Below are 24,082 nucleotides of genomic sequence, written 5' to 3'. Positions count from 1 at the left end.
GGCCACTCAGGCCCGGGGCTTCACGCTCCAGCCGTACAGGCACCCGCTGCCGTCCAGCCTGCCCTGCGACATCCAACGGCCAGAACGTACTCTCAGCAGATATACACTCAGAGTATATCCCCGGTGTATGGTCCTCGCATGAGTGTTCCTCTCACCCTGTTGGGGCTGTTGGAGCGAGAGCCGAGCCACGGCTACGACCTCAAGCGCGACTACGACACCTTCTTCAACCGCGGCAAGCCGCTGCCGTACGGGCAGGTCTACACAACGCTCGGCCGGTTGGCGCGGGACGGGAAGGTCATCGCCGGCGAGGCGGAGCCCGGCGTCGGTCCCGAGCGCAAGCGCTACGTGATCACCGAGGCGGGGGCGACGGAGTTCGAGACCTGGCTCACCGAACCGGTGGCTCCCGAGCCCAACCTGCAGACCGTGCTGTTCACCAAGGTCGTGCTGGCCCTGATGCTCGGCCGGGACGCCCAGCAGTACCTCGACACCCAGCGGGCCGCCCACCTGCAGCGGATGCACGAACTGACCCAGCTGCGCCGGACCGGCACGCTCGTGGACGTCCTGCTCGCCGACCACGGCCTGTTCCACCTGGAGGCAGACCTGCACTGGATCGAGGTGACCGCGGCCCGAATGGACGCGCTCGCCGAGGAGGTGCGCGCGTGACCGCCCTCATAGAGGCCCGCGACCTCACCCTGTCCTTCGGCGAGACCCCCGCGCTACGCGGCGCCGACCTGGCCGTGGAGGCCGGCGAGGTGTTCGCCGTGATGGGCCCGAGCGGCTCGGGCAAGTCCACCCTGCTGCACTGCCTGGCCGGCATCCTCGTCCCCGACTCGGGCGAGGTGCACTTCGACGGACGTCGCATCGACACCCTGAACGAGGCCGAGCGCAGCGCCTTGCGCCGCGACACCTTCGGCTTCGTCTTCCAGTTCGGCCAGCTCGTCCCCGAGTTGACCGCCGAGGAGAACGTCGCCCTGCCGCTGCTGTTCTCCGGAAAGCGCCGGGCGGCCGCGCTCGCCGAGGCCCGGCCCTGGTTCGCCCGGCTGGGCCTGGACGGCCTGGAGCGGCGCCGCTCCGGGGAGTTGTCGGGAGGCCAAGCGCAGCGGGTGGCGCTGGCCCGCGGCATGGTGGCCCGGCCCAAGGTGCTGTTCGCCGACGAGCCGACCGGGGCGCTGGACTCGCTGACCGGCGAGCAGGTGATGGAACTGATGGTGGACGCGGCTCACGAGGAAGGCACCGCCGTCGTCCTGGTGACCCACGAGCCCCGGGTCGCTGCGTACGCCGACCAGAAGGCCATGGTCCGGGACGGCAGGGCCAGCCTGCTCACGACCGGACGGATGGCCTCGTGATCGCCTTCGCCCTCCGACTCGCGGTCAGTGGCGGCCGGGCGGCTCTCGCCCGACTGGTCATGATCGCCGCCGCGGTCGCCATCGGCGTCGGGCTGCTGCTGTCGACCTTCGCCAGCATGAACGCCGTCGAGCGGACGAACCAGCGGCAGGTCTGGCTCGACACCGGCGCCGCGAGCCGTACCGAACAGACGTCGGGGGACCCACTGTGGTGGTGGCCGCACGGCGACTACTACGACGGCAAGTCCCTCACCGAGGTCGACGTCGCCGCGACCGGCCCGACCTCGCCCGTCCCGCCCGGGATGACGCACCTTCCCGCGCCCGGCGAGTACTACGCCTCTCCCGCGCTGGTCAAGCTGATCCGAGCCACCCCGGCCGACCAGCTGGGCGACCGCTTTCCCGGGCGGCTCACCGGCACGATCGGCGACGCCGCTCTGGCCTCCCCGGACTCACTGATCGCTGTCATCGGCCGTACCTCCGCCCAGATCAAGGGCGCACCAAGGGCGAGAACGGTCACCACCATCGCCGGCACCCGGCCATCCACCTGTGCCAACGAGTGCTGGGACCACGCGGTGCGCGGCGACGCGCTGACACTCATCTCCTCCGTGGTGGCCGGGGCGTTGATCTTCCCGGTACTGATCTTCATCGCCACCGCGACCCGTCTGTCCGCCGCCACGCGGGAACAGCGGTACGCGGCGATGCGGCTGGTCGGCGCCACTCCCCGGCAGGTGTCGCTGCTGTCGGCGGTGGAGTCCGCGCTGGCGGCGGCCGCCGGGACGGTTGTCGGCTTTGGGCTCTACGCCGCGCTGCGCCCGCTGGTCGCCACCATTCCGCTCACCGGGCAGCAGCGGTTCTTCCTCTCGGATCTCACCCTCAGCACCCCGCAGGTCCTCGGCGTCGTCGTCGGCGTGCCGGTGGCGGCGGCGATCGCGGCACGCCTCGCCCTGCGCCGGGTCACCGTCTCCCCGCTCGGCGTGACCCGCCGGGTGACCCCGCGCCCGCCGCGCGCCTGGCGGCTGATCCCGCTGCTGGCCGGCCTGGCGGAGCTGGCGTACTTCGTCTTCGTCGGCCGTCGCCCGGCCACCGGGAACGGCCAGACGGCGGCCTACCTCCCCGGTTTCCTGGTCGTGATGCTGGGCCTGGTGATCGCCGGGCCGTGGCTGACCATGACCGCTGCCCGGCTCGTTGCCCGGCGCACGGGACGACCGGCCGCCCTGATCGCCGTGCGGAGGCTCGCGGACGACCCGAAGGCCGGCTTCCGCGCCGTCAGCGGCCTCGTCCTGGCTCTCTTCGTGACCACCGCGACCGTCAGCATCATCGGCACCATCAACCACAACCGCGGCACGCTCGACGGCGACCGGCAGACCCGGACGGTGGTGGAGGTCGGCGGCGACCGCGAGGCGCCCCTGGCCGGGACCGTCCCGACACGGCTGCTCACCGAGGTGCGGGCGACCCCGGGCGTGCGGGGCCTGGCCGTCGTCCACGCCAACCCCGACGGCGTCGGCAAGGTGGCGTACCGGCGAGTCCACCCGGGCGATCCTCCTCCAGACGCGCCGGCACTGGTGGCCTGCTCCGACCTGGCGCAGACTCCCATGGTCGGCCGCTGCCCGGCCGGCGCGAGCGTCACGGCCGTCGACTCCTACGCCTTCGTCAGCCTGCAGTCGCACCCGAGCTTGCCGTGGCCCGCCGCCGCGATCAGCACCGCAGCCGTCGCCAAGCTGCCCGTGAAGATGCTCTACGTGGCCACCGACGGGTCGACAGCCGCCATGGAACACGTACGGACCCTGCTCACCACCGCCTACCCGCGCCAACAGGCGCGCACGGTGGGCGACTGGGGCACCGACCTGCAGCAGGAGCTGGCCGGCTGGCGGCAACTGGCCGACGTGGTGCTGCTGACCACGCTGCCGATCGCAGGGTGCAGCCTGGCGGTGAGCGTGGTGGCGGGCCTGTCGGATCGCCGACGCCCGTTCGCGCTGCTCCGGCTCACCGGTGCGCCGCTGCGCATGCTGCAACGGGTGATCGGACTGGAGAGCACGCTGCCGCTGCTGGCAGTGGCAGCGATCTCGACCGGTACGGCCTTCGCCGCCTCGGCCCTGTTCCTGAAATCGCAGATGCACTACGACCTGGTGTCACCGGGCGCGGCGTACTACGCGCTCGTCGCTGTCGGCCTCGTCGCCTCGCTGGGCATCATCGCCTCGACTCTCCCCCTGCTCAAACGCATCACCGGCCCAGAGGCCGCCCGCAACGGCTGACACGCCAACTCCCCGCTACGGCCCCGGACACCTTCCCAACGGTGTCCGGGGCTGATGGAGCCCTCGGCAGTAGGAGCCCTGACGATGTACATCCCTCCGGACCATCCGTGGCAGTGTCCTGCGGTGAACCTCGTCGAAGAGGTCTTCCCCCCCGAGCGCCCGAAAAAGCTGCGGTGGGAACCTCTTGCTGCCCCGCCCTGGCCGCCGCCGACGCCTTCGATCAGTGGGAGAGCCTGCTGGCCGGCTCCCTGCGGGAACATGGCGCCGAGGCGGAACAGGCCATGCGGCTTTCGACACTCATCCTGGCGTCCGTCGAGGGCACGGTCGCCATGTGCCGAGCCCAACGCAGTACCGAGCCGCTCGACCGCACCGCCGAGCGGCTGCAGGCGCTCGTCGCCGACGCGATCAAGCGCTGACGCCCGCCAAGGGGAGGGTGCGGCGCGGACGGCCTTGGCCTTCTCCTCGGTGAATACGCCGCTGTCCAGGAGGGAGAGGGCGACGGCCCCTCCCTGGCATCAAAAAGGGCGAGGCCCGAAGACCTCGCCCGAAACCACTGAAAGCCCAGGTCACGGCCGCACAAGGCAATAAGGCTGATGCCCCGCCTCATGCAGCCGGTGCGAGAAGTCCCGCCACTCGTGCAGCAACTGGGGGTGGGAGGGCGCTGACCTGGGGTGTCTCGGTGGAATGTGCGTTGACCTGGGGAAACTCGTCTCGGTAGTTCTCAAGGGTCAACGCCGTTTCCCAGGCTCATGTGCCCTGGATGTGCCCTCGCCCTGTCTGCAGAACCGGCAGGCAAGCGCCGATCTCGGCCACCAGCCTGCTCAGCGCAGACGTGAGGCTGTCTTGCTCGCTGTTTCTGATCCTGGTCACATGGTCATTGGCCTTTGATGGGATGCGAAACGGGGGGGCGCGTGAGCGGCTTACAGGTCTCCGTATGGAAGCGCTACGGACATGACCGTCTCTACGTGAATCAGTCGGACGGCAAGAAGGTCGCATGCTTCGATCGCCGCACGGGGTATCTGGTTCTGGTTGAGGAACAGCGGGACGCGGTACTTGATGTCCTTGCGCCCTATCTCACTGCTTCTTCTTCGCCAGTAAGGACCTGGGCGAGCCGGAGGACTGGTCGGTCGCCCACCAGAAGCTGGCTCTGGCCCGTCGCGGTGCCGGCGACCTGAAGCAGGCACTGCACTACATCGACATCGCGCGCACCACCGGCACGGTCGACTCCCCGATGCAGCGGGTGAGGCTGGACGGCGCGTACGGGCACATCCTTCTGTCGGATGCGGCGACCCGGAATGATGGGCTGTCCGTCCTTGAACAGGCGGCACAGGTGGCCCGGCAGTACGGGCTGAGCCACCAGCTGCGCAGCATCGAGGGCATTCGAAAGGACGAGCAGGGATGAGCCAGGGAGTGCCAGTGCCGGAGCACGAGCAGCGCCAGATCACCGACGAGCAGTTCCACGACGCGACGCTGATCTGGAACTACCACCAGATGGGTCACGCGCAGCGGCCCTGCTCGGCGGCGATCGGCCTGGGCAGCCACGACCTCGGGGTCGCGACCACGGCGGTCGACCTGTACCGCGCCGGCCTTTTCCCGGTCGTGGTTTTCAGCGGCGGCAACAGCCCCACCACTCGCGCCCGCTTCCCGCGCGGCGAGGCTGTGCACTACCGCGAGCACGCGCTGGGCCTGGGGGTGCCGGACGAGGCGATCATCGTGGAGCCGAAGGCCGCTAACACCGGCCAGAACATCACCTACTCCCGCGAACTGCTGGCCGAGGCCGGAGTGGAAGTGCAGTCGCTGCTGCTCATCTCCAAGCCGTACATGGAACGCCGCTCGTACGCGACCTGTCGCAAGCTGTGGCCCGAGGCTGAGGTCGTGTGCGCCTCCGAGCCGCTGGAGTTGGACGACTACATCAAGTCCATCGGCGACGAGAAGCTCGTCGTCGACATGCTCGTCGGTGACCTGCAACGGGTGATCGAGTACCCGAAGCTCGGCTTTGCCGTCGAGCAGGACGTACCGGGGGATGTGTATGACGCTTACGAGCGCCTCCTGGGCGCCGGCTTCGACAGCCGCCTCATCAGCACCTGAGCCGCCCCGCGCCGATGCGTCGGACGGGCTGTGCGCGATCCACCAACCGAACCTGTTTCCCCGGCTGTCCACGCTGGCGAAGCTGTTCTCCGCCGACCTGTGGATCGTCCTGGACGACGTGCAGTTCGCCCGGCGCGACTACCAGAACCGCGCCCGTCTCGCCGCCCTGGACGATCCATCCCGACAGCAGTGGCTCACGCTCCCGACGCACCTTCCCCACGGGCGCCCGACGCTGATCAGCCAGGCACGGCTCGTTGATCCGCGTCGTTCGCGCCGGACGGTCCAGCTTCTCGTCCGCCAGTACTACGGCCGCAGCCCCTACTGGGGCGCCGTGTCCGAGGTACTGGACGCGCTCGACGAGTCGGACCGTGTGGCCGACCTGGCGAGGACATCGACGATCGCCCTGCTCAGCGCTCTCGATTGGTCGGGGAAGGTGCGGGACAGCAGCGAGATCCCGACCCGGCAAGGCCGCTCCGAGCGCCTCGCCGACCTGGCGGCAGCCACCGGCAGCACCCACTATCTGTGCGGCACCGGTGGTCTGCGTTACCTCGACGGTGCTCCTTTCGACGCCCACGGCATTCCCGTGCTGCCCTTCCACACCCCTGTGGACAACCCGCTCTGGCGGTGGGCACGTCGATCCAGCGGTCTGTGGGCTCTGGGCAAGATCGGGCCCGATGCGCTGGCCGATCAGCTGGCCGCCCAACGAGAAGCCCACCATCCTGGAGCCCGCGCGTGACCGAGCCCGCCACCATGGAACCGGCCAAGAAGCCCTTCCTGTACGTCGTCGTCTGCGCCTCCGGCATCGCCGGTGACGTCGGCAAGCTGATCACCGGCGCGCAGGAACGGAACTGGGACGTCGGGGTCGTCGCCAGCCCGAAGGGCCTCGGCTTCCTTGACACCGAGGCGATCGAAGCCCAGACCGGCTACCCGCTCCGCTTGGCGCGTGCCCGGCGAGGCCCGGCCGCTACCGCCCGCGGACGCCATCGCGGTTGCGCCGGCCACCTTCAACACGGTCAACAAGTGGGCCGCCGGCATCTCCGACACCCTCGCTCTGGGCATCCTGTGCGAGGCATACGGGATGGGCATCCCGACCGCTGTCCTGCCGTACCTGAACTCGGCCCCGGCCGCCCATCCCGCATACCGCCGGAGCCTTGAACACCTGCGCGAGATGGACGTACTGATCGGCTCGTACGAACCTCAGCGGCCCAAGGTCGGCGGTGGCGCGGATCGATACCGGTGGGAGGAGGCATTGGAGCTTCTCGCCCCTGCGGTGTGCGGGGCGACGTGATCAGCGACGTCGTCCCCTGGCCTGAAAAACTGAAACGGAAACCGAGGCGGAAGACGACGGCGCCCCGCCCGCCGACCAGGGCACATCAGCGCCCCCAACGAAACCAATGTGCCCTCACTGTGCCTCGGCCGCCTGACGGCCCCTCCCTGGCACCAAAAAGGGCGAGGCCCGAAGACCCCGCCCGAAACCACCGGAACCCCAGCTCAGGGCCACACCAGGCAGTACGGCTGGTGCCCCGCCTCATGCAGCCGGTGCGAGAAGTCCTGCCACTCGTGCAGCAGTTGGTACACGTTGAACGCGTCCCTCGGGCCGCCCCGGTCCGGGACCGTCGACCAGATGAAGGCCGCCGCGCCGACCGCTTCCTCGCCCACGCCCCGCAGGGGGTCCACCACCGTCATGGGGAGCTTGACCACCGCGTAGTCGGGGTGCAGGACGACCAGCTCCAGCGGGGGCACCTTGTGCAGCGGCACGCCTTCGATGCCCGTCAGCACCATCGCGGCCATCGTCTCCGGCTTGATCTTCGTGAACATGCCGTTCATGCCGAGCTCGTCGCCGCCGAGTTCCTCGGGACGCATGGAGATCGGGACACGGGCCGCGGTCGCGCCGTCCGGTGCGCCGAAGTACTTGTACGTCACCCCCACCCGACCACCATTCCTGCTCCCGGTCTCGGGACGGTCGATTCCGCGATCGATCCGCCGGGCCCTCTGGTCCCGCTGATCCATACGTCGATCACGCCGATCGGACTCACCCGGTACGCCGCCCTGTTCCCGACGTGCTGCTTCCGCCGCTTCCTCCGCGTCGCGCCGGTGCCTTCCCTGCCGGGCACGTCGAGGACCCAGGTCATCCGTCCCCTCGCCCAGTCCGCCACCGCGATGCATATCTCCACCCGACTGCTTTTCTAGGACGCGTGGCCCCCGCCGCGCAACCCGATCATCGTGTCAGTGACCTCCCCCACGGCCGCCCGCCGAAACGTGCGTCGAAACACCAGTCCGCAGGATCTTTACAGCCCCCGGCCACCTGCGTACCGGATGAGCTGGGTGTATCGGATCACAGTCTCGCAGATGCCCCGACCGCTGCGGGGAGAACGGCCACCTCGGCCTACCCTGAGGAGGTCACGAGCAACCGGAGTCCGAGAAGTCGGAGAAGTCGCACGTCATGAGTGCACAGAGCGAAACGCCCTATCCCTACGACGCGCCCGTCTCACAGGCGCTCTTCGACCGCGCCTCCGCCGTCACGCCCGGCGGCGTGAACTCGCCGGTGCGCGCCTTCCGCGCCGTCGGCGGCACCCCCCGTTTCATGGTGTCCGGCAAGGGCGCCTACCTCACCGACGCCGACGGGCGGGAGTACGTCGACCTCGTGTGCTCCTGGGGGCCGATGATCCTGGGGCACTCGCACCCCGAGGTCATCGCCGCCGTCCAGGAGGCCGTCGCGCGCGGGACCTCCTTCGGCACGCCCGGTGAGGGCGAGGTCGCCCTCGCCGAGGAGATGGTCGCCCGGATCGAGCCCCTGGAGCAGGTGCGGCTGGTCAGCAGCGGCACGGAGGCGACCATGTCGGCCATCCGGCTCGCCCGCGGCTTCACCCGGCGTACCAAGGTGATCAAGTTCGCCGGCTGCTACCACGGACACGTCGACAGCCTCCTCGCCGCCGCCGGCTCCGGCGTGGCCACCTTCGCGCTCCCCGACACGCCCGGTGTCACCGGTGCGCAGGCCGGGGACACGATCGTGCTGCCGTACAACGATCTCGAAGCCGTCCAGGAGGCCTTCCACCGGCACCCCGGTGAGATCGCCTGCGTGATCACGGAGGCCTCGCCGGGGAACATGGGCGTCGTGCCGCCGGGGCCCGGGTTCAACCAGGGGCTCAAGAACGCCTGCCGGGAGAACGGCGCGCTCTACATCTCCGACGAGGTCATGACCGGGTTCCGCACCAGCCGGGCCGGCTGGTTCGGGGTCGACGGCGTGGTCCCCGACCTGATGACCTTCGGCAAGGTGATGGGCGGCGGGTTCCCGGCGGCCGCGTTCGGCGGCCGGGCGGACGTCATGGCGCACCTCGCCCCGGCCGGGCCCGTCTACCAGGCCGGCACCCTCTCCGGGAACCCCGTCGCCACCGCCGCCGGACTCGCCCAGCTGCGGCTGCTCGACGACGCGGCCTACGCCAAGGTCGACTCCGTCTCCGAGCAGATCCAGGCGCTGGTCACCGAGGCGCTGAGCAAGGAGGGCGTCGCGCACCAGGTGCAGACCGCCTCCAACATGTTCTCCGTCTTCTTCACCAACCGCCCGGTGCGCAACTACGAGGACGCGCGCCGCCAGGAGTCCTTCCGGTTCACGGCGTTCTTCCACTCCCTCCTCTCCGACGGCGTCTATCTGCCGCCGTCGTCCTTCGAGTCCTGGTTCGTCTCCACGGCCCACGACGAGCGGGCCATCCAGAAGATCGCCGACGCCCTCCCGGCGGCGGCCCGAGCGGCCGCGGAGGCCACGGCAGCATGAGCGAGCAGCAGGACATCACCGTCGTCCATGTGATGCGGCACGGCGAAGTGGATAACCCGCAGGGGGTGCTGTACGGGAGACTTCCCGGCTACCACCTCTCCGAGCTGGGGCGGCAGATGGCCGACCGGGTCGCCGAGCACCTCTCGTCCCGGGACGTCGTCCACGTCGTCGCCTCCCCGCTGGAGCGCGCGCAGGAGACCGCGACCCCGATCGCCAAGGCGCACGGGCTCGACCTGGCCACCGACGGGCGGCTGATCGAGGCGGAGAACATCTTCCAGGGCAAGACCTTCGGGGTCGGCGACGGGGCCCTGAAGAACCCCGCCAACTGGAAGTACCTGGTCAACCCGTTCAAGCCGTCCTGGGGCGAGCCGTACGTCGAGCAGGTCGTGCGGATGAAGGGCGCGCTGGACGCGGCCCGGGACCGGGCGCGCGGCCACGAGGCCGTGCTGGTCAGCCACCAGCTGCCGATCTGGATCCTGCGGTCGTACGTGGAGAAGCGCCGGCTGTGGCACGACCCGCGCAAGCGGCAGTGCACCCTGGCCTCCCTGACGACGTTCACGTACGAGGGCGACCGGATCATCTCCGTCGGGTACAGCGAGCCCGCGATCGATCTGGTGCCGGTCCACCTGCGGGCCGGGGCCCAGCCGCGGCAGGGGCAGGGCAAGGCCTTCGGTGCGTGAGGTGCTTGTGCACGAGCCCTCAAACCTTGCTGCATGAAATTAGTCTTAAAATATGCGGTTCCTTTCGGAACCGCCCCGTTCGTCGCGCCCTCTGAGTGGGTGACCACCAGAGGACGTGACGAATCGGGGAACCATGCGGACCTTCACCCGAAGGGGAGTACTCGGCGTCGGCGCGGGCGCCGCGGCCGGACTCGGCCTCACCGGCTGCGGCACGCAGGCACCGTCGAACGGCAAGAACCACGCCGACGGTTCCGGCGGGCAACCCTCGCAGAAGCCCACCGCGACCGCCCACCCCATCGGCGACGGCTCCACCTCGCGCACGGGCAAGCAGCCCCACCAGCCCGCCGCCCCCGAGCCGCTGGAACCCGGCCAGACCCCGCCGCAGTTCGTGATCTTCTCCTGGGACGGCGCGGGCGAGGTCGGCAACGGTCTCTTCCCGCGCTTCCTCGACCTGGCGAAGGAACACGGCGCGTCCATGACCTTCTTCCTCTCGGGTCTCTACCTCCTCCCCGAGTCCAAGAAGCGTCTCTACGAGCCCCCGAACAACCCCCGCGGCGCCTCCGACATCGGCTACCTCGCCGACGACCACATCAAGGCGACCCTCACCAACGTCCGCCGTGCCTGGCTCGAAGGGCACGAGATAGGCACCCACTTCAACGGCCACTTCTGCTCGGGCCACGGCACCGTCGGCAACTGGACGCCCAAGCAGTGGCTCAGTGAGATACGGCAGGCGAAGGCGTTCGTGAAGGAGTGGCGGACCAACACCGGCTGGACCGACCTGCCCGCGCTCCCCTTCGACTACGACAAGGAGCTGGTCGGCGGCCGTACGCCCTGTCTCCTCGGCCAGAACAACCTGCTGCCCACCGCCCGCCAACTGGGCTGGCGCTACGACGCCTCCTCGCCCGGCGGCCGCCAGGTCTGGCCTGAGAAGAAGCTCGGCATCTGGGACCTGCCGCTCCAGCAGGTGCCGTTCCCCGGCCGCAGCTTCGAGGTGCTGTCCATGGACTACAACATGCTCGCCAACCAGTCGGTCAACTCGACCAAGGCCCCGGCCTACAACTACCCGGCCTGGCGCAAGCAGTCGGCCCAGGCGTACATAGCGGGATTCGAGCGGGCATACACGACAAACCGGGCGCCGTTCTTCATAGGCAACCACTTCGAGCACTGGAACGGCGGCATCTACATGGACTCCGTCGAGGAGGCCTTCAAGCACATCGCCCGGGAGAAGGAGAAGGGCGCCGACGTACGGATGGTCTCCTTCCGGCAGTTCGTGGACTGGATCGACGTGCAGAAGCCCGAGGTCCTGGCGAAGCTGCGCACCCTGGACGTGGGGCAGCGCCCCGCGGGCGGCTGGAAGGGCTTCCTCAAGCAGGGAACCGCCGCCTGAAAAGGGCCTTTCCCGGACCAAGGGGGGTGCGCAAGATCCCCAGAACGGGCATGCGAAACTTTTCACATGAGTACCCGTAGCCGCGCCCTCCTGCTCGGCGCCATGGCCGCCGCGACGGCCCTGACCCTGTCCGCGTGCGGCAACGGCGGCACTTCCGGCGGAGGCGGCAACACCAACTTCGTCACCGGCAAGAACGGCATCGACACGGTCGCGAAGGGCCACCGCGCGGCGGCCCCCGACCTGTCCGGCAAGACCATCGACGGCAGGACGCTGGACGTCGCGAGCTACAAGGGCAAGGTCGTCGTCATCAACGTCTGGGGGTCCTGGTGCAGCCCCTGCCGCGCCGAGGCCCCCTACTTCGCCTCCGTCTCCAAGGCGTACGCGAACAAGGGCGTCCAGTTCGTCGGCATCAACACCCGCGACACCAGCACCGGTGCCGCGGTCGCCTTCGAGAAGCAGAACGGCATCGACTACCCGAGCCTGTACGACCCGACGGGCAGGCTGATGCTCCGCTTCAAGAAGGGCACGCTCAACCCGCAGGCCATCCCCTCCACCCTGGTACTCGACCGGCAGGGGAACGTCGCGGCGCGCTCCCTGGCGGCGCTCAGCGAGGAGAACCTGCTGAAGATGCTCAAGCCGGTCGTCGCGGAGAAGTGACGTGAGCGCACTCCTGACCGTCGCGGCCGCGACGGACGGACCGAACACGACGGTCATGAACGGCGCGCTGCTGGTCGCGTTGCCGATCGCCCTGCTCGGCGGACTCGTCTCCTTCTTCTCCCCGTGCGTACTGCCGCTCGTGCCCGGATACCTCTCCTACGTGACGGGGGTCGCCGGCACGGATCTCGCCGAGGCCAGGCGCGGTCGCATGGCCATCGGCGCCACGCTCTTCGTCCTCGGCTTCACCGCCGTGTTCGTCTCGGGCGGCGCCCTCTTCGGGTACTTCGGCTCGACGCTGCTGGAGCACTCCGGCGTCCTCAGCAAGGTGCTCGGCGTCCTGATGATCGTCATGGGCGTGTTCTTCATGGGCCTGATGCCCTGGTTCACCCAGCGCGAGTTCCGCTTCCACCGGCGTCCGGTGGCCGGTCTGATCGGGGCGCCCCTGCTCGGCGCGCTGTTCGGGATCGGCTGGACCCCGTGCATCGGCCCCACGCTCTCCGCCGTGCTGAGCCTCTCCTCCCAGCAGGGAAGCGCGGGCCGCGGTGCCATACTGACCGTCGCCTACTGCCTCGGCCTCGGCGTCCCCTTCGTGCTCACCGCCGTCGCCTTCCGCAAGGCCCTCGGCGCCTTCGGCTGGGTCAAGCGGCACTACGTGTGGGTGATGCGCATCGGCGGCACGATGATGATCGTGACCGGTGTGCTGCTGCTGACCGGGGCCTGGGACAGCCTCGTGCAGGAGATGCAGGGCTGGTCCGACGGCTTCACTGTGGGGATCTGATCGATGAGCAAGACCGACACCGAGCACACCGACCACACCGGGAAGAACACCGAGCCGGACCTCGGCGAGGCGGGCTCCCAGCTCTCCACCGCCCCGGTCGAGCCGCCCGTCGTCCCCGGCCTCGGCCCGGTCGGCTGGGCCCGCTGGTTCTGGCGCCAGCTGACCTCGATGCGCGTCGCCCTGCTGCTGCTCCTGCTGCTGTCGCTGGGCGCGATCCCCGGCTCGCTGATCCCGCAGACCGGCGCCGACATCAACAAGGTGGCCGACTTCCAGAAGGCCCACAAGACGCTGGCGCCGGTCTACGAGAAGCTCGGCCTCTTCCACGTCTACAGCTCGGTGTGGTTCTCGGCGATCTACATCCTGCTGTTCGTCTCCCTCGTCGGCTGCATCATCCCGCGCGCCTGGCAGTTCGTGGGCCAGCTGCGCGGCCGTCCGCCGGGCGCCCCGAAGCGGCTGAACCGGCTCCCCGCGTACACGACCTGGCGCACCGGCGCGCCGCCGGAGCAGGTCCGCGAGGCCGCGCTCACGCTGCTGAAGAAGCGGCGCTTCCGCGCGCACGTCGCCGGGGACGCGGTCGCCGCCGAGAAGGGCTACGTCCGCGAGTTCGGCAACCTGGTCTTCCACGTCGCGCTGATCGTGCTCCTGATCGCCTTCGCCTCCGGCCAGATGTACAAGTCCGACGGCACCAAGCTGGTCGTGGAGGGCGACGGGTTCGCCAACTCGATCATCCAGTACGACGACTTCAAGTCGGGTTCGATGTTCAGCACCGACGACCTGGTGCCGTTCAGCTTCCACCTGCGGAACTTCAGCGCCGGCTACCAGACCAGCGGACCCAGCAAGGGCACCCCGACCACCTTCAGCGCCGACATCGACTACGTCGACGGCGCGTACGGCAAGTCGAAGCGGACCACCGTCAAGGTGAACCAGCCGCTGCACATCGACGACGCCAAGGTCTACCTCGTCAGCCACGGCTACGCGCCCGTCATCACGGTCCGCGACGGCAGGGGCGACGTCGTCTACCGCGACGCGGTGCCGCTGCTCCCGCTGGACGGCAACATCACCTCCCAGGGCGTGCTCAAGGTGATGGACGGCTATAAGAACGCGCAGAACGTCAGCGAGCAGCTCGGCATCTCCCTGTTCTTCCTGCCCACCTACGGCGGCGGCTCCTCCGTCCTGTCCAGCTTCCCGGCGCTGGACAACCCGGTCCTGAACCTGACGCCGTACCACGGCGACCTCGGGGTCGACTCCGGGATCCCGCAGAGCGTGTACCAGCTGGACAAGTCCCACATGAAGGAGTTCAAGGACTCCAAGGGGGCCCAGTTCCGGGACAACCTCAGGCCCGGCCAGACCATGCAGCTGCCGAACGGCGCCGGTTCCGTGACGTTCGAGAAGGGCGTCAAGGAATGGGCCGGCTTCGAGATCGTCCAGGAGCCCGGCAGCGGCTGGGCGCTCGCCGGCGCCCTCGCCGCGATCTTCGGCCTGGCCGCCTCGCTGTTCATCCAGCGCCGCCGCGTGTGGGTGCGCGCGGTGCCGGGCCCCGACGGCGTCACCGTGGTAGAGATGGCCGGTCTCGGCCGTAGCGAGTCCGCGAAGGTGCCCGAGGAGCTGGGCGACCTCGCCAACCTCCTGTACGACCAGACGTCCGGGGCCCCCGACCCCGAGGACGACGCCCCCGTCACATCCCCCGACCCCGAAGTCGTACCTGCCGAAGGGCCTGAGAAGCGATGACTTCAGCCGCCGCAACCGTGCTCGCCAGCGCGACCAACGAGCATCTCGCGAGCATGAGCAACACGCTCGTCTACTCCTCGATGGCCGTCTACACGCTGGCCTTCTTCGCCTACATCTTCGAGTGGCTGCTCGGCAGCCGCAGCCGGGTGGCGCGCACCGCCAACGCGCTCACGAGCACGGCGGAGACCAAGCGGACCGGCCCCGCCGTCACGGTCAAGCAGGCCGGCGGCACCGCCGTGCTGGAGCGCCCGAAGGTGGTCGTCCGCGCCGCGGCCGGCTCCCGCGACGTCCCGGACGGCCCCGGCGCCCACGGCGGCGACGAGCAGGGCGACCTCTACGGCCGGATCGCGATCTCCCTCACGGTCCTCGCCTTCCTGGTGGAGCTGGCCGGTGTGATCACCCGGGCGGCCTCCGTGCAGCGGGCGCCGTGGGGCAACATGTACGAGTTCAACATCACGTTCTCCACGGTCGCGGTCGCCGTCTACCTGACCCTGCTGGCCCTGAAGAAGAACGTCCGCTGGCTCGGCCTCTTCCTGATCACCACGGTCCTGCTCGACCTCGGCCTCGCGGTCACCGTCCTCTACACGGCGAGCGAGCCGCTGGTGCCGGCGCTGCACTCGTACTGGCTGTACATCCACGTCTCGACGGCGATCTTCTGCGGCGCGGTCTTCTACGTGGGCGCGGTGGCCACGATCCTCTACCTCTTCAAGGACTCCTACGAGAACAAGCTGGAGAACGGCGGCAAGCCCGGCAGCTTCGCCAGCTCGGTGCTGGAGCGCCTGCCCGCCTCGGCGTCCCTCGACAAGTTCGCGTACCGCGTCAACGCGGCGGTCTTCCCGCTGTGGACCTTCACGATCATCGCGGGCGCGATCTGGGCGGGCAGCGCCTGGGGCCGCTACTGGAACTGGGACCCCAAGGAGACCTGGTCCTTCATCACCTGGGTCGCCTACGCCTGCTACCTGCACGCCCGTGCCACCGCGGGCTGGAAGGGCCGCAAGGCCGCCTACCTGGCGATGATCGCCTTCGGCTGCTGGCTGTTCAACTACTACGGCGTCAACATCTTCGTGACCGGCAAGCACTCGTACGCGGGCGTCTGAGCCGCCGAGGGGCCACACTGGTCCCATGGCCGTCCTCCAGCTGCTGATCCGACTGCCGAGGCCGATGGACCAGGTCTGGCCGAGCCTCTCCACCCCGGAGGGCCTGGCCGCCTGGTTCGCCCCCACGGACGTCCTGCAACCGAGGCTGGGCGGCACGGTCACCCTGGGCGACCTGGGCACCGGCACGGTCACGGCCTGGGACGTCGACCGCGTCGCGGAGTACACGGTCGACCCCGGCGGCAGAATCCGCTTCCACCTGGAACCCGACGGAGAGACAGGCAGCGTCCTGCGCTTCACCCACGAAGTCCAGGGAGAGGCGCCGACAGAGCAGGGCTGGCGGGACCGTTTCGAGCGCCTGGGTGCATCCCTGGGATGAAAACAAGGCGCGAAGCGCCGAGTTTTCAGGGGCGCTGGGGGTACCCCCGGCCGAAGGCTGGGGGAGGAACTGCGCGCTCAACCCCCACCGGACCCGCAGCTCACGACGGCGGCAAACACTCCGCCCCCGGAGGCTTCCCCTCCGGCCAGGCCACGGTCACGAACCGCGACCCACCCGCCGCCCGCAACTCCACGATCGGCACCGCCTTGTCGTACGGGTTCCCGTGCACGTCGAGGCAGATCCACCCGCTCGCCCCGGCCACCCGCAGCGACCCCTTCACCTGCGGCCACTGCAACCCCACGTCGGCCAGCGCCGGCACGGCCCGCCCCTCCGGCACCGCCTCCCGGATCCCGTGCACCGCGAGCCGCATCGCGTCGTACGCGATGATCAGCTGCCCGTCCTCCAGCGCCACCGACCCGACCGGCCCCACCGGCGCCTTCTGCGCGCTCTTCAGCAGCGCGTCCAGCGTCGCCATGTCGGTGGCCGAACCGCCCGTCCTCGGGCTGCCCGCGCCCCACGCGTCGGGATGGGCGAGGGCGGTGTAGCGCACCGACAGGGTGGGTCCGAGGACGGCCCGGTCCAGACGGGCCTCCCCGGTCAGGTACGACCCCTCGTCCCCCGTCAGCACCGTGAACCTGCGGTCCTGGCAGCCCCGTCCGCCCAGCGCGTTGATGAACTGCCGCAGCTGCGTGTGCCGCCCGGCGAACAGGATCGTGTCGGTGGCCCGCGAGGTGTCGCAGATCAGGTTGGTGATCTGCCGGAACGTGTTCGCGGTCGTCCCCTCCTGGCTGCGGTCGGCCGGCGGGGTGAACGGCTGCGGCTCGTACGGCGAACCCTTGAGCAGGGTCAGGAAGGACTTCTGCAGGGTGCGGGTGTACGGGTCGCCCGGCCTGTCGTACACCAGCAGCGCCCGTCCGGCGCTGACCTTCGCGAACGAGGCCAGCGCACGGGCCTCGTCGGTGTTGGTCGGCGACACCCGCGCGAGACCGGGGTAGGGGTCCTTGCCGTCCTGCCCGTTGGCGAGGTCGTCGGCGGTGATGGAGGAGCCGACCACCGGGATGCCGAGCCGGGTCAGCTCCCTGACGGCCTTCTTGTTGTTGTCGGTGCTCTGTCCGACGCCCGCGACGGCCCGCAGCCGGTCCGTGCCACCGGTCATGCCGGCCAGCCGGTCCACCATCTCCTGCCAGTACTGGCTGGTGGCGCCGGGGTTGGCGAGGACCAGCCGGATCCCCGGGGCCTCGCCGTTGGAGTCGTGGTTGGCCTGGTACTGGGCGAGGTAGGCGCCCTGGAGCTCGTGCTGGACGTCGGTGAGACTGGCCGCCGCCGTCGAGGTGTACGGCAGCATCACCGCGACCGTGACGTAACTCCCGGCCTTCAGGCGGGCGTTCTCGCGGGCGATGGCGCGCACGGTGGGCCGCAGCTGCGGGTGCCCGAAGTCGTACGCGGTCGTCGCCACGCCCACGCACTCGGTGCTGCCCTCGGGCCTCGCCACCCCCGGTGCGCAGGAGCGGTCGTCGTGGGTGACCGCACGCACCCCGACGACCACGGCGGCGACCAGTCCGGCCGCCACCAGCAGGGCCAGATAGCGGCGCAGCGGGATCTCCCAGACGCCTTCACGCAACCACGTGCCCACGCCCCGCCCCGCCATCACGCCACCCCGCTCCGCTCGTCGTCGCCCTCGTCGTCGTCCGGCTCCGCGAGCGGGCGGCCCGCGAGCGCGGCGGCCGGCCAGTCCCGGGAGGCCCGCCACAGCAGCGCGTTGCCGGCCGGCCGCAGGTTGGACAGCTGCTCCAGCTCGAAGCGGAGCCGGTCGGCCACCTTCGGGTCGGGCAGCACCAGCGGATCGGCGAGCTGCCACACGGCGTGCAGCAACCGCCGTACCCGCAGGTGGAGTACGGCGTCCACACCGTCCGGCACCCGCTGGTCCGCGTCCGTGCGGCCCAGGGCCACCGCGGTGCGCCGGTCGCCGTGGCCGCCGAAGTCGCGGCCCTCGGCGTCATGGGCGTGGAAGTAGGGCGCGGAGGCGATGAAGCGCAGGTTGTCCAGCCAGTCGCGGGCGTCCAGGAGCGCGAAGCCGTCGCGGAGGTGGGCGACCGCGGGCTCCGTCCTGCCCAGGGCCAGTTGGTGGTGCAGCCGGAAGCGGGCGAGGCGGTCGGTGCCGAGGAGTTCCGCGTAGTGCCCGGTCAGCGTCGTGTGGGCGGTGCGCCAGCCGGCGTGGTCGGGGTCCCGCAGGTGCAGCCGCAGGAGCAGGAGGGTGCGCACGAAGGAGTCGCCGACGAACTGGCCGGGCACGACGGGCAGCCCCTCCAGGACGAGCCGGCTCTGCAACGCGCGTACGTCCGCGGGACCGAAGTCGTCCGGGAGCAGCGCGGCGGCCAGCGCACAGGCCGAGTCGTGGTCGTGGGCGGCGGCCAGGACGGTGAGTTCGTCGAGGCGGTCGGCGGGGACCAGCCGGTCGAGGAGCTGGAGGTAGGCGGGGGCGGCCGGGCCCTCGTCGGTCAGCCGTACGTCGGCGGTGAGCAGTTCGCCGAGCGCGCCGGTGCGGTCCGGGTGCTGTGCCGCGGTCTCGGCGAGCAGGGTGACGCCCAGCGGGTTGCCGCCGGTCAGCCGGTGCACGGCCTGCGGGAGCCGGGGCGCGGCCGGGGTGTCCACGAGGTGCAGGGTGTCGTCGGGGGTGAGCGGCGGGAGGGCGACCAGCAGCGCCCGGGAGGACGGCGCGGCCGCGTCCGGTGTCCAGCCGGTGCGCCGGGCCACCTCGGCCAGCTCCCGTCGGGCGCCGTTGCGCAGCAGCTCCCGGCCGTCGCCGCGCAGTCCGGCGACGAACGCCACGTGGTCGGTGACGCCGTCGGCGCGGTCCCGCAGCACCGCGTCCAGCAGGCCGGGTCCCGGCCCGGTCCCCACGTTGTCGAGCAGTACCAGCGGGCGGCCGAGCCGCCGCATGCGCGGCAGCACCCCCGCGTAGGCCTCCGTCAGGTCGGCGAGCAGGGCGCGCACCAGATACCGTTCGGCGTGTTCGCGGGAGGTGCCGCCCGCCCGGAAGTGCCCGGAGAGCAGGATCAGCCCGCGCTGGGCGTGCCCGCCCGCGTTGGGGTAGGTGCGGTACCAGACGGACGCCTTCTGGTGGCGGCGGCTGCTGAAGCCCTCGGCGACCGCCTCCAGGGTGGCCTCGATGGCCCCGGAGACCAGGGGGCCGGTGCCGGTCGCGGCGGCGACCACCTTCGCGGCGACCTTCCCGGCCCACCGCCCCGCGAACCCGCTGATCCACGAGCCGCCCTCGCCCAGCAGCAGGATCCGCTCCACCTCGCGCCTGATCCGCTCCGAGTCGGCGTCGCCCCAGCCCCCGGCGGCCACCGCGACCAGGCCGGACATCAGCCGGGGGAAGGTGATCCGGCCGGCGCCCGTCACCGGTTCGGCGAGCTGTTCGGCGACGACCAGCAGCGCCTGCGCGAGCGGTGACCAGGACTCGGCGGGCCGCTCGGGAGGCGGCGCCGCGAACTGCGGGTCCGCGCAGTCGGCCAGCGCGACCGGGGTGTGCCCCTGGTAGGCGTCGCGCAACTCGCCGAGCACCGCGCTCTTGCCGAGCCCGCGCGCCCCGGTCAGCACGACGAACGGCAGCTCGCCGGGATCCTCGACGGGATGGGCACGGTGGTGGTACGGCCGTAACCCGACGATTCTCGGCACGAGCCCGGCCGGCTCGACGTCGAACAGCGCTCCACGCCCGTGCAACCGTCTGTGCAAGGCAGTCCCCCCTCGACGCAAGTGTAGAAAGGGGAAGTTGCTTCAGGCCAGATCGCGTGATGGCAGTTGGGTCACGAAACCGGCCCGGTGGGGTCAGCCGACGGTGATCGAGTCGAGTTTGTCCCTCAGGTAGACGTGCGAGTCCACCGGTGGATACGTCACCCGTCCGACCGGTGCCGGAACGGACTCGACGATCGTGCCCGGGGTGCACTCGCCGAAGTAGACGAGGGACATCAGCTCCTCGGTGGGGGCGTCGGCAGGTGGCGGGAGCACCCGGTGGCGGCCGGAGCGCCAGCGGTCGCCGGTCCAACGGGCCATCAGATCGCCGATGTTGATGGTGAAGGCCGCCGGGTCGTAGGGGGCGTCCTCCCAGCCGCCCGCGTCGGTGTGGACCTGGAGCCCGCCCTTGCCGGCCTGCCGGTCCAGGATGGTCACCGTGCCGAAGTCGGTGTGCGGGCCGATCCGGAACTGCCCCGGCTCGGGCTCGCCGACGACGTCCGTCCCCGGGTACCAGTTGATGTTGAAGCCGTACGTCGGATGGTCCATGTGCCGGGAGAAGAAGTCCCGTTCCAGGCCGAGCGCGTACCCCAGCAGGGACAGCAGCTCCTTCTCCAGCTCCGCCATCCGCTCCAGGTACTCCTCGCAGAGCGTCCGCAGTTCGGGGATCTCGGCCGGCCACACGTTGGGCGCGTACCACTCGGCGTTGACCGCCGGGTCCGCGAAGGGTTCGTGGGTCGCGAAGGTCAGCGACTCCTTCAGGTCCGGCGGGGTCTCGGTGCCCTCGGAGTAGCCGTTGGCCTCCGCGCCCGGCCCGAGCCAGCCGCGCCCGCCGACCTTCGCCTCGTACCTCTGCTTGGCCCCGGTGGGCAGCGCGAAGAACGCGCGGGCGGCCGCCCGTACCGCGGCGCGCAGCTCCGGGGCGACCCCGTGCCCGGTGACGAGCAGGAAGCCGGCGGTCCGAAGGGCCGCGTCGACGGTCCGGGCGATCTCCTGCCGGCCGGCCTCGTCGCCGTCCAGCCAGGGCCGCAGGTCGATGGTGGGGATGCGGGGGCCGGAGCCGGAACTCGTGCTACTCACCGATGTCCTCGTTCCACAGAGCCGGGTGGGTGTCGATGAAGTCACGCATCAGTCCGACGCACTCCGGGTCGTCCAGCAGGACGATCTCCACCCCGTGCTCGGCGAGCCAGTCGTGGCCGCCGTGGAAGGTGGCCGCCTCGCCGATCACGACCCGTGAGATGCCGAACTGGCGGACCAGGCCGGAGCAGTACCAGCAGGGCGACAGGGTGGTCACCATGGTGGTGCCCCGGTACGTCCGCTGCCGTCCCGCCGCGCGGAAGGCGGCCGTCTCGGCGTGCATGGACGGGTCGCCGTCCTGGACGCGCCGGTTGTGCCCGCGGCCGAGCGGCTCGCCGTCGGCGCCGTAGAGCGCCGCCCCGATGGGGATGCCTCCCTCGGCGAGCCCGGCGCGGGCCTCGGCCACCGCGGTGCCGAGCCAGGCGCGGGCCTGTTCCTGGTCCAAAGGCTTCATGACTTCACTCTCCTGTGGCCGAAACACCGGGGCAACGTGCGGAAAGTACTCTCCGGGCAATCCGCAGCCGGACGAAATGTCAGCGCCGCTCTCCGCGCCCTGGAGGCCCCGTGCCCGCACTCACCCTCCGCGAAGTCCTGGCCCTTGATCTGGTGCTGGCGGCCCGCCCCGAACTGCTCGCCGGGGAGAACGCTCTCGACCGGCCGGTCCGCTGGGTCCTCCCCCTGCTTCTCGACTTCGCTCGAAGCGGGGGGACCCCCACCAGCGAGGTCTACGAGGGCGCCAACTTCCTGGACGGCGGTGAACTGCTGCTCACCAACGGCTTCGGGCTGACCGACGCGGCCGAGGAGGTCCGCCGCCGCTACGTCCGGGAACTGGCCGCACGCGGCGCGGCCGGTCTCGCGGTGGAGGTCGGCCGGGCCCTGCCGGCCATGCCCGCCGAGGTGACCGACGAGGCCCGCCGGCTCGGCCTGCCCCTGCTGGCGCTGCACCGGGTCGTGCCCTTCGTCCGGATCACGGAGGCCGCCAACCGCGCGATCGTCGCGCGCGGGCTGTCCGGGCGGTCGGCGGCCCGGCCCCGGGGCGACGACCACACCGCGGCCCTGCTGGCCGACCTGGCCGACCGGGCCGCGCTCAACCAGCCGGAGGTGGACGCCCGCGCCGCGCTCGCCGGGTTCCGGCCGGGGCCCGGGGCGCGCCTGATCGGGGTGTCGGTGCACGGACCGCGGGAGACCGGTGCCGTGGACCGGGCGGTACGACTGCTGGGCGGGGTCCCGGTGCTCCGGGCCGCCTTCCCCGGAGACGTGCTGGCCCTGCTGGCACTGCCGGCCGCCGGTGGCCGGGGGAGCGCCGGACCGGTGGGGAGGGGCGCGGGGCCCAGCATCGGCGACCCCGTCCGCGCCGTCCAGGAGGCCTTTCGCACGGCCGCCGGTCTCGGGCTCACCGTCGCCGTGGGCCACGCGGTCGAGGCCGACGGCGGCTGGCTGCACTGGAGCGAGACCCTGCGCGCGGCCCGTACGACCCTGGAGCTCGCGCTGACCGTGCCGCCCGCCGAACCCGGTGCGGCGGACCGCCCGTCGGTGGCCTCCGCCCGTGCCCTGGCCCTGGAGCGCGAGCTGACCCGGGGCGGGATCGCCGCCAACCGGGACCGCCTCGCCGCCCTGGTCCAGCACACCCTGGGACCGTTGCTGGCCTGGGAGGCGGCGCACGCCAGCGACCTGGTCCGCACCCTGGAGCTGCACCTGCGCCACGGCTGCTCCCCGACCCGGACGGCCGCCCTCCTGCACATCGGCCGCCAGTCCCTGTACCAGCGGCTGGAGCGCATCGAGTCACTGCTCGGCCTGGAGATCGACGATCCGGACCTGCTGGGGGAACTGCTGACGGCGGCCTGCGCCCACCGGGTGGTACGGGGGACGGGCGCGGCCCGGTCACGGGGGTTGCGCACGGTGGCCTGAGGGACCGGCCAGGGACCGGCCTGGAAACCTCACCCGTTCGAGGCAGCCGCGCGCGGCACGCGAGGGCATCCGGGTGCGGGCCGCGGCCGCCGCGCACACGCTGGGGGCGTGGGCCATGGGACCGGCGGTGACGCGATGATCGTGACGGTGGTGGCGGTGCCGGACGGGGACACCGCGCGCATCTCCGTGGCCGAGGCACGTCACCGCCTCGCCACGGAGCCGTTCCTGCTCCTCGGTGTCGAACTGCCCGAGGAGGAGGGGCCGGCGCCGGATCCGGTGCTCCGGCGGCTCGGACTGGACGACACCGACCTGGAGTGGTTCGGCCGGCAGGACGCGTCGCCGCGGGCCGAGTTCCTGGGGGACACCGCCGGGTTCGTCGTGCCGGTGGTCCACGAGGGCGGCGTCGCGTACGTGCACGCCCTGGCCTCCGAGCGCCACCTGGTGATCGTCCACCGGGGCCGCCGGGCCGGACTGGAGCGGGCCGTCACCGCCCAGGTGCGGCGGGAACGCCCGCACGACGCCGTGGCCACACTGTTCCTGATGCTCCAGGAGGCGCTCACGACCTTCCGCCGGGCCGCGGTCCACGCGCTGCTCCAGGTGGAGGAGCTGGAGGACGACATGTTCGAGGCGCGGCGCCCCGGGCAGGTCTACCGGCTGTCCCAGCTGCGCCGCCACTCCGCCGTCCTGCACCACGCGCTGCTGCCCTACCTCCAGGGCATCGACGAGGTGATCACCCGCAGGATGATGAGCCGCGACTTCCCGGTGGAACGGCAGCGGCTCGCCCAGGAGTTCCAGCGGGCGGGGCGCCTGGTCCTCGCGGACATCGAGTCCCTCCAGGACGCCACCCGCCGGGCCTTCGCCAGTTACGGGTCGCTGGTCGCGGGCGAACAGAACGGCGTGATCAACCGGCTGGCCATCGTGTCCGTCATCTTCCTGCCGCTGTCGTTCCTGACCGGGTTCTTCGGCATGAACTTCGAGTTCCTGACGAACCGGCTGGAGACCAGGGACGAGTTCTGGCTGCTCGCCGTGGGCCTCCAGCTGCTCGCCGTGCTCGGCTCGCTCTTCCTGCTGCACCGCAGCCGGATCTGGCGCCGGCTGCGAGACGACGACTAGGGTCTGTTGCGAAAGTGGATCTTGTTCGTCGATGATCAGGTCCCGTGGGGCGTGGTGATCTGACGAACGGCCAGTGGGCCCGACTTGAGCC

21 protein-coding genes and 2 pseudogenes are annotated in these 24,082 nt (G+C 71.0%); 18 read left to right on the top strand and 5 right to left on the bottom strand.

The annotated features are described in order from the left end of the window. Positions 1-138 precede the first annotated feature (138 nt). From ACZ3KP_RS37645 to ACZ3KP_RS37610, 8 genes and pseudogenes are all read left to right on the top strand, one after another. Entirely contained in the window at positions 139-663 is a 525-nt protein-coding gene (locus ACZ3KP_RS37645) for a PadR family transcriptional regulator (protein WP_467505249.1), read from the top strand. Further along, positions 660-1,346 carry an ABC transporter ATP-binding protein gene (locus ACZ3KP_RS37640; RefSeq protein WP_467505247.1) on the top strand — a complete coding sequence of 229 codons (687 nt, stop codon included), beginning with the start codon at positions 660-662 and terminating at the stop codon, positions 1,344-1,346. Before ACZ3KP_RS37645 ends, ACZ3KP_RS37640 begins: the two co-directional genes overlap by 4 nt. Then, on the top strand, positions 1,343-3,595 hold the full coding sequence (locus tag ACZ3KP_RS37635) for an ABC transporter permease (RefSeq protein ID WP_467505245.1): 2,253 nt from the start codon (positions 1,343-1,345) through the stop codon (positions 3,593-3,595). Before ACZ3KP_RS37640 ends, ACZ3KP_RS37635 begins: the two co-directional genes overlap by 4 nt. A gap of 173 nt (positions 3,596-3,768) precedes the next feature. Then, entirely contained in the window at positions 3,769-4,011 is a 243-nt protein-coding gene (locus tag ACZ3KP_RS37630; protein WP_467505243.1) for an LmrA/YxaF family transcription factor, read from the top strand. A 680-nt stretch (positions 4,012-4,691) separates the two neighbouring features. Next, positions 4,692-4,997 (top strand): annotated as a pseudogene (locus ACZ3KP_RS37625) (hypothetical protein); the annotation flags it as partial. Then, positions 4,994-5,683 (top strand): YdcF family protein, encoded by a 690-nt coding sequence (locus ACZ3KP_RS37620; protein ID WP_467505241.1) that lies wholly within the window; start codon positions 4,994-4,996, stop codon positions 5,681-5,683. The pseudogene ACZ3KP_RS37625 and the gene ACZ3KP_RS37620, both read left to right, overlap by 4 nt. Continuing rightward, complete coding sequence (locus tag ACZ3KP_RS37615) at positions 5,625-6,419, top strand: WbqC family protein (RefSeq protein WP_467505239.1); 795 nt, start codon at positions 5,625-5,627, stop codon at positions 6,417-6,419. The genes ACZ3KP_RS37620 and ACZ3KP_RS37615 overlap by 59 nt, the downstream gene beginning before the upstream one ends. A 14-nt stretch (positions 6,420-6,433) precedes the next feature. Next, a pseudogene (locus tag ACZ3KP_RS37610) lies at positions 6,434-6,971 on the top strand (flavoprotein). 203 nt (positions 6,972-7,174) lie between these two features. Here ACZ3KP_RS37610 and ACZ3KP_RS37605 read toward each other — a convergent pair. Next, the gene (locus tag ACZ3KP_RS37605) at positions 7,175-7,849 is read right to left on the bottom strand and encodes a hypothetical protein (protein ID WP_207921793.1); all 675 of its coding nucleotides are present in this window, start codon (positions 7,847-7,849) and stop codon (positions 7,175-7,177) included. Positions 7,850-8,126: 277 nt separating this feature from the next. Between ACZ3KP_RS37605 and hemL the strand changes: the two genes are divergently transcribed. From hemL to ACZ3KP_RS37565, 8 genes are all read left to right on the top strand, one after another. Next, positions 8,127-9,455, top strand: a complete 1,329-nt coding sequence (gene hemL / locus ACZ3KP_RS37600) for a glutamate-1-semialdehyde 2,1-aminomutase (protein ID WP_132890357.1) — start codon at positions 8,127-8,129, stop codon at positions 9,453-9,455. Beyond that, positions 9,452-10,135, top strand: coding sequence for a histidine phosphatase family protein (locus ACZ3KP_RS37595; RefSeq protein ID WP_467505237.1), 684 nt, complete (start codon positions 9,452-9,454; stop codon positions 10,133-10,135). Before hemL ends, ACZ3KP_RS37595 begins: the two co-directional genes overlap by 4 nt. Positions 10,136-10,268: 133 nt before the next feature. Further along, on the top strand, positions 10,269-11,522 hold the full coding sequence (locus ACZ3KP_RS37590; RefSeq protein WP_467505235.1) for a polysaccharide deacetylase family protein: 1,254 nt from the start codon (positions 10,269-10,271) through the stop codon (positions 11,520-11,522). Positions 11,523-11,588: 66 nt separating this feature from the next. Further along, entirely contained in the window at positions 11,589-12,179 is a 591-nt protein-coding gene (locus ACZ3KP_RS37585; protein WP_467505233.1) for a TlpA family protein disulfide reductase, read from the top strand. Position 12,180: 1 nt separating this feature from the next. After that, a complete protein-coding gene (locus ACZ3KP_RS37580) occupies positions 12,181-12,957 on the top strand; it encodes a cytochrome c biogenesis CcdA family protein (RefSeq protein ID WP_467505232.1) in 777 nt (258 codons plus the stop codon). Between the two features lie 3 nt (positions 12,958-12,960). Then, on the top strand, positions 12,961-14,685 hold the full coding sequence (gene resB / locus ACZ3KP_RS37575; protein ID WP_467505231.1) for a cytochrome c biogenesis protein ResB: 1,725 nt from the start codon (positions 12,961-12,963) through the stop codon (positions 14,683-14,685). Next, a complete protein-coding gene (gene ccsB, locus ACZ3KP_RS37570; RefSeq protein WP_361337722.1) occupies positions 14,682-15,782 on the top strand; it encodes a c-type cytochrome biogenesis protein CcsB in 1,101 nt (366 codons plus the stop codon). The genes resB and ccsB overlap by 4 nt, the downstream gene beginning before the upstream one ends. A gap of 25 nt (positions 15,783-15,807) precedes the next feature. After that, the gene (locus tag ACZ3KP_RS37565) at positions 15,808-16,158 is read left to right on the top strand and encodes an SRPBCC domain-containing protein (RefSeq protein WP_467505229.1); all 351 of its coding nucleotides are present in this window, start codon (positions 15,808-15,810) and stop codon (positions 16,156-16,158) included. Between the two features lie 100 nt (positions 16,159-16,258). Here the strand turns inward: ACZ3KP_RS37565 and ACZ3KP_RS37560 are convergent, their stop codons facing one another. The 4 genes from ACZ3KP_RS37560 to ACZ3KP_RS37545 form a co-directional block, all read right to left on the bottom strand. Then, entirely contained in the window at positions 16,259-17,806 is a 1,548-nt protein-coding gene (locus ACZ3KP_RS37560; protein ID WP_467505227.1) for a type 1 periplasmic-binding domain-containing protein, read from the bottom strand. Further along, positions 17,806-19,896: a hypothetical protein gene (locus ACZ3KP_RS37555; protein WP_467505225.1), complete on the bottom strand. Its 2,091-nt coding sequence runs from the start codon at positions 19,894-19,896 to the stop codon at positions 17,806-17,808. The genes ACZ3KP_RS37560 and ACZ3KP_RS37555 overlap by 1 nt, the downstream gene beginning before the upstream one ends. Positions 19,897-19,989: 93 nt before the next feature. Next, positions 19,990-20,973, bottom strand: a complete 984-nt coding sequence (locus ACZ3KP_RS37550) for an isopenicillin N synthase family dioxygenase (RefSeq protein WP_467505223.1) — start codon at positions 20,971-20,973, stop codon at positions 19,990-19,992. Continuing rightward, positions 20,966-21,424, bottom strand: a complete 459-nt coding sequence (locus ACZ3KP_RS37545) for a nucleoside deaminase (RefSeq protein WP_358981166.1) — start codon at positions 21,422-21,424, stop codon at positions 20,966-20,968. The genes ACZ3KP_RS37550 and ACZ3KP_RS37545 overlap by 8 nt, the downstream gene beginning before the upstream one ends. A 110-nt stretch (positions 21,425-21,534) precedes the next feature. On the opposite strand from ACZ3KP_RS37545, the gene ACZ3KP_RS37540 reads away from it, so the two are divergent. Beyond that, complete coding sequence (locus ACZ3KP_RS37540) at positions 21,535-22,878, top strand: PucR family transcriptional regulator (RefSeq protein WP_467505221.1); 1,344 nt, start codon at positions 21,535-21,537, stop codon at positions 22,876-22,878. 108 nt (positions 22,879-22,986) lie between these two features. Then, positions 22,987-23,991 (top strand): magnesium transporter CorA family protein, encoded by a 1,005-nt coding sequence (locus ACZ3KP_RS37535; protein WP_467505219.1) that lies wholly within the window; start codon positions 22,987-22,989, stop codon positions 23,989-23,991. Positions 23,992-24,082 lie beyond the last annotated feature (91 nt).

Source organism: Streptomyces sp. NPDC020958, from assembly GCF_055562175.1.
This window is presented reverse-complemented; position numbering and strand designations above follow the sequence as displayed.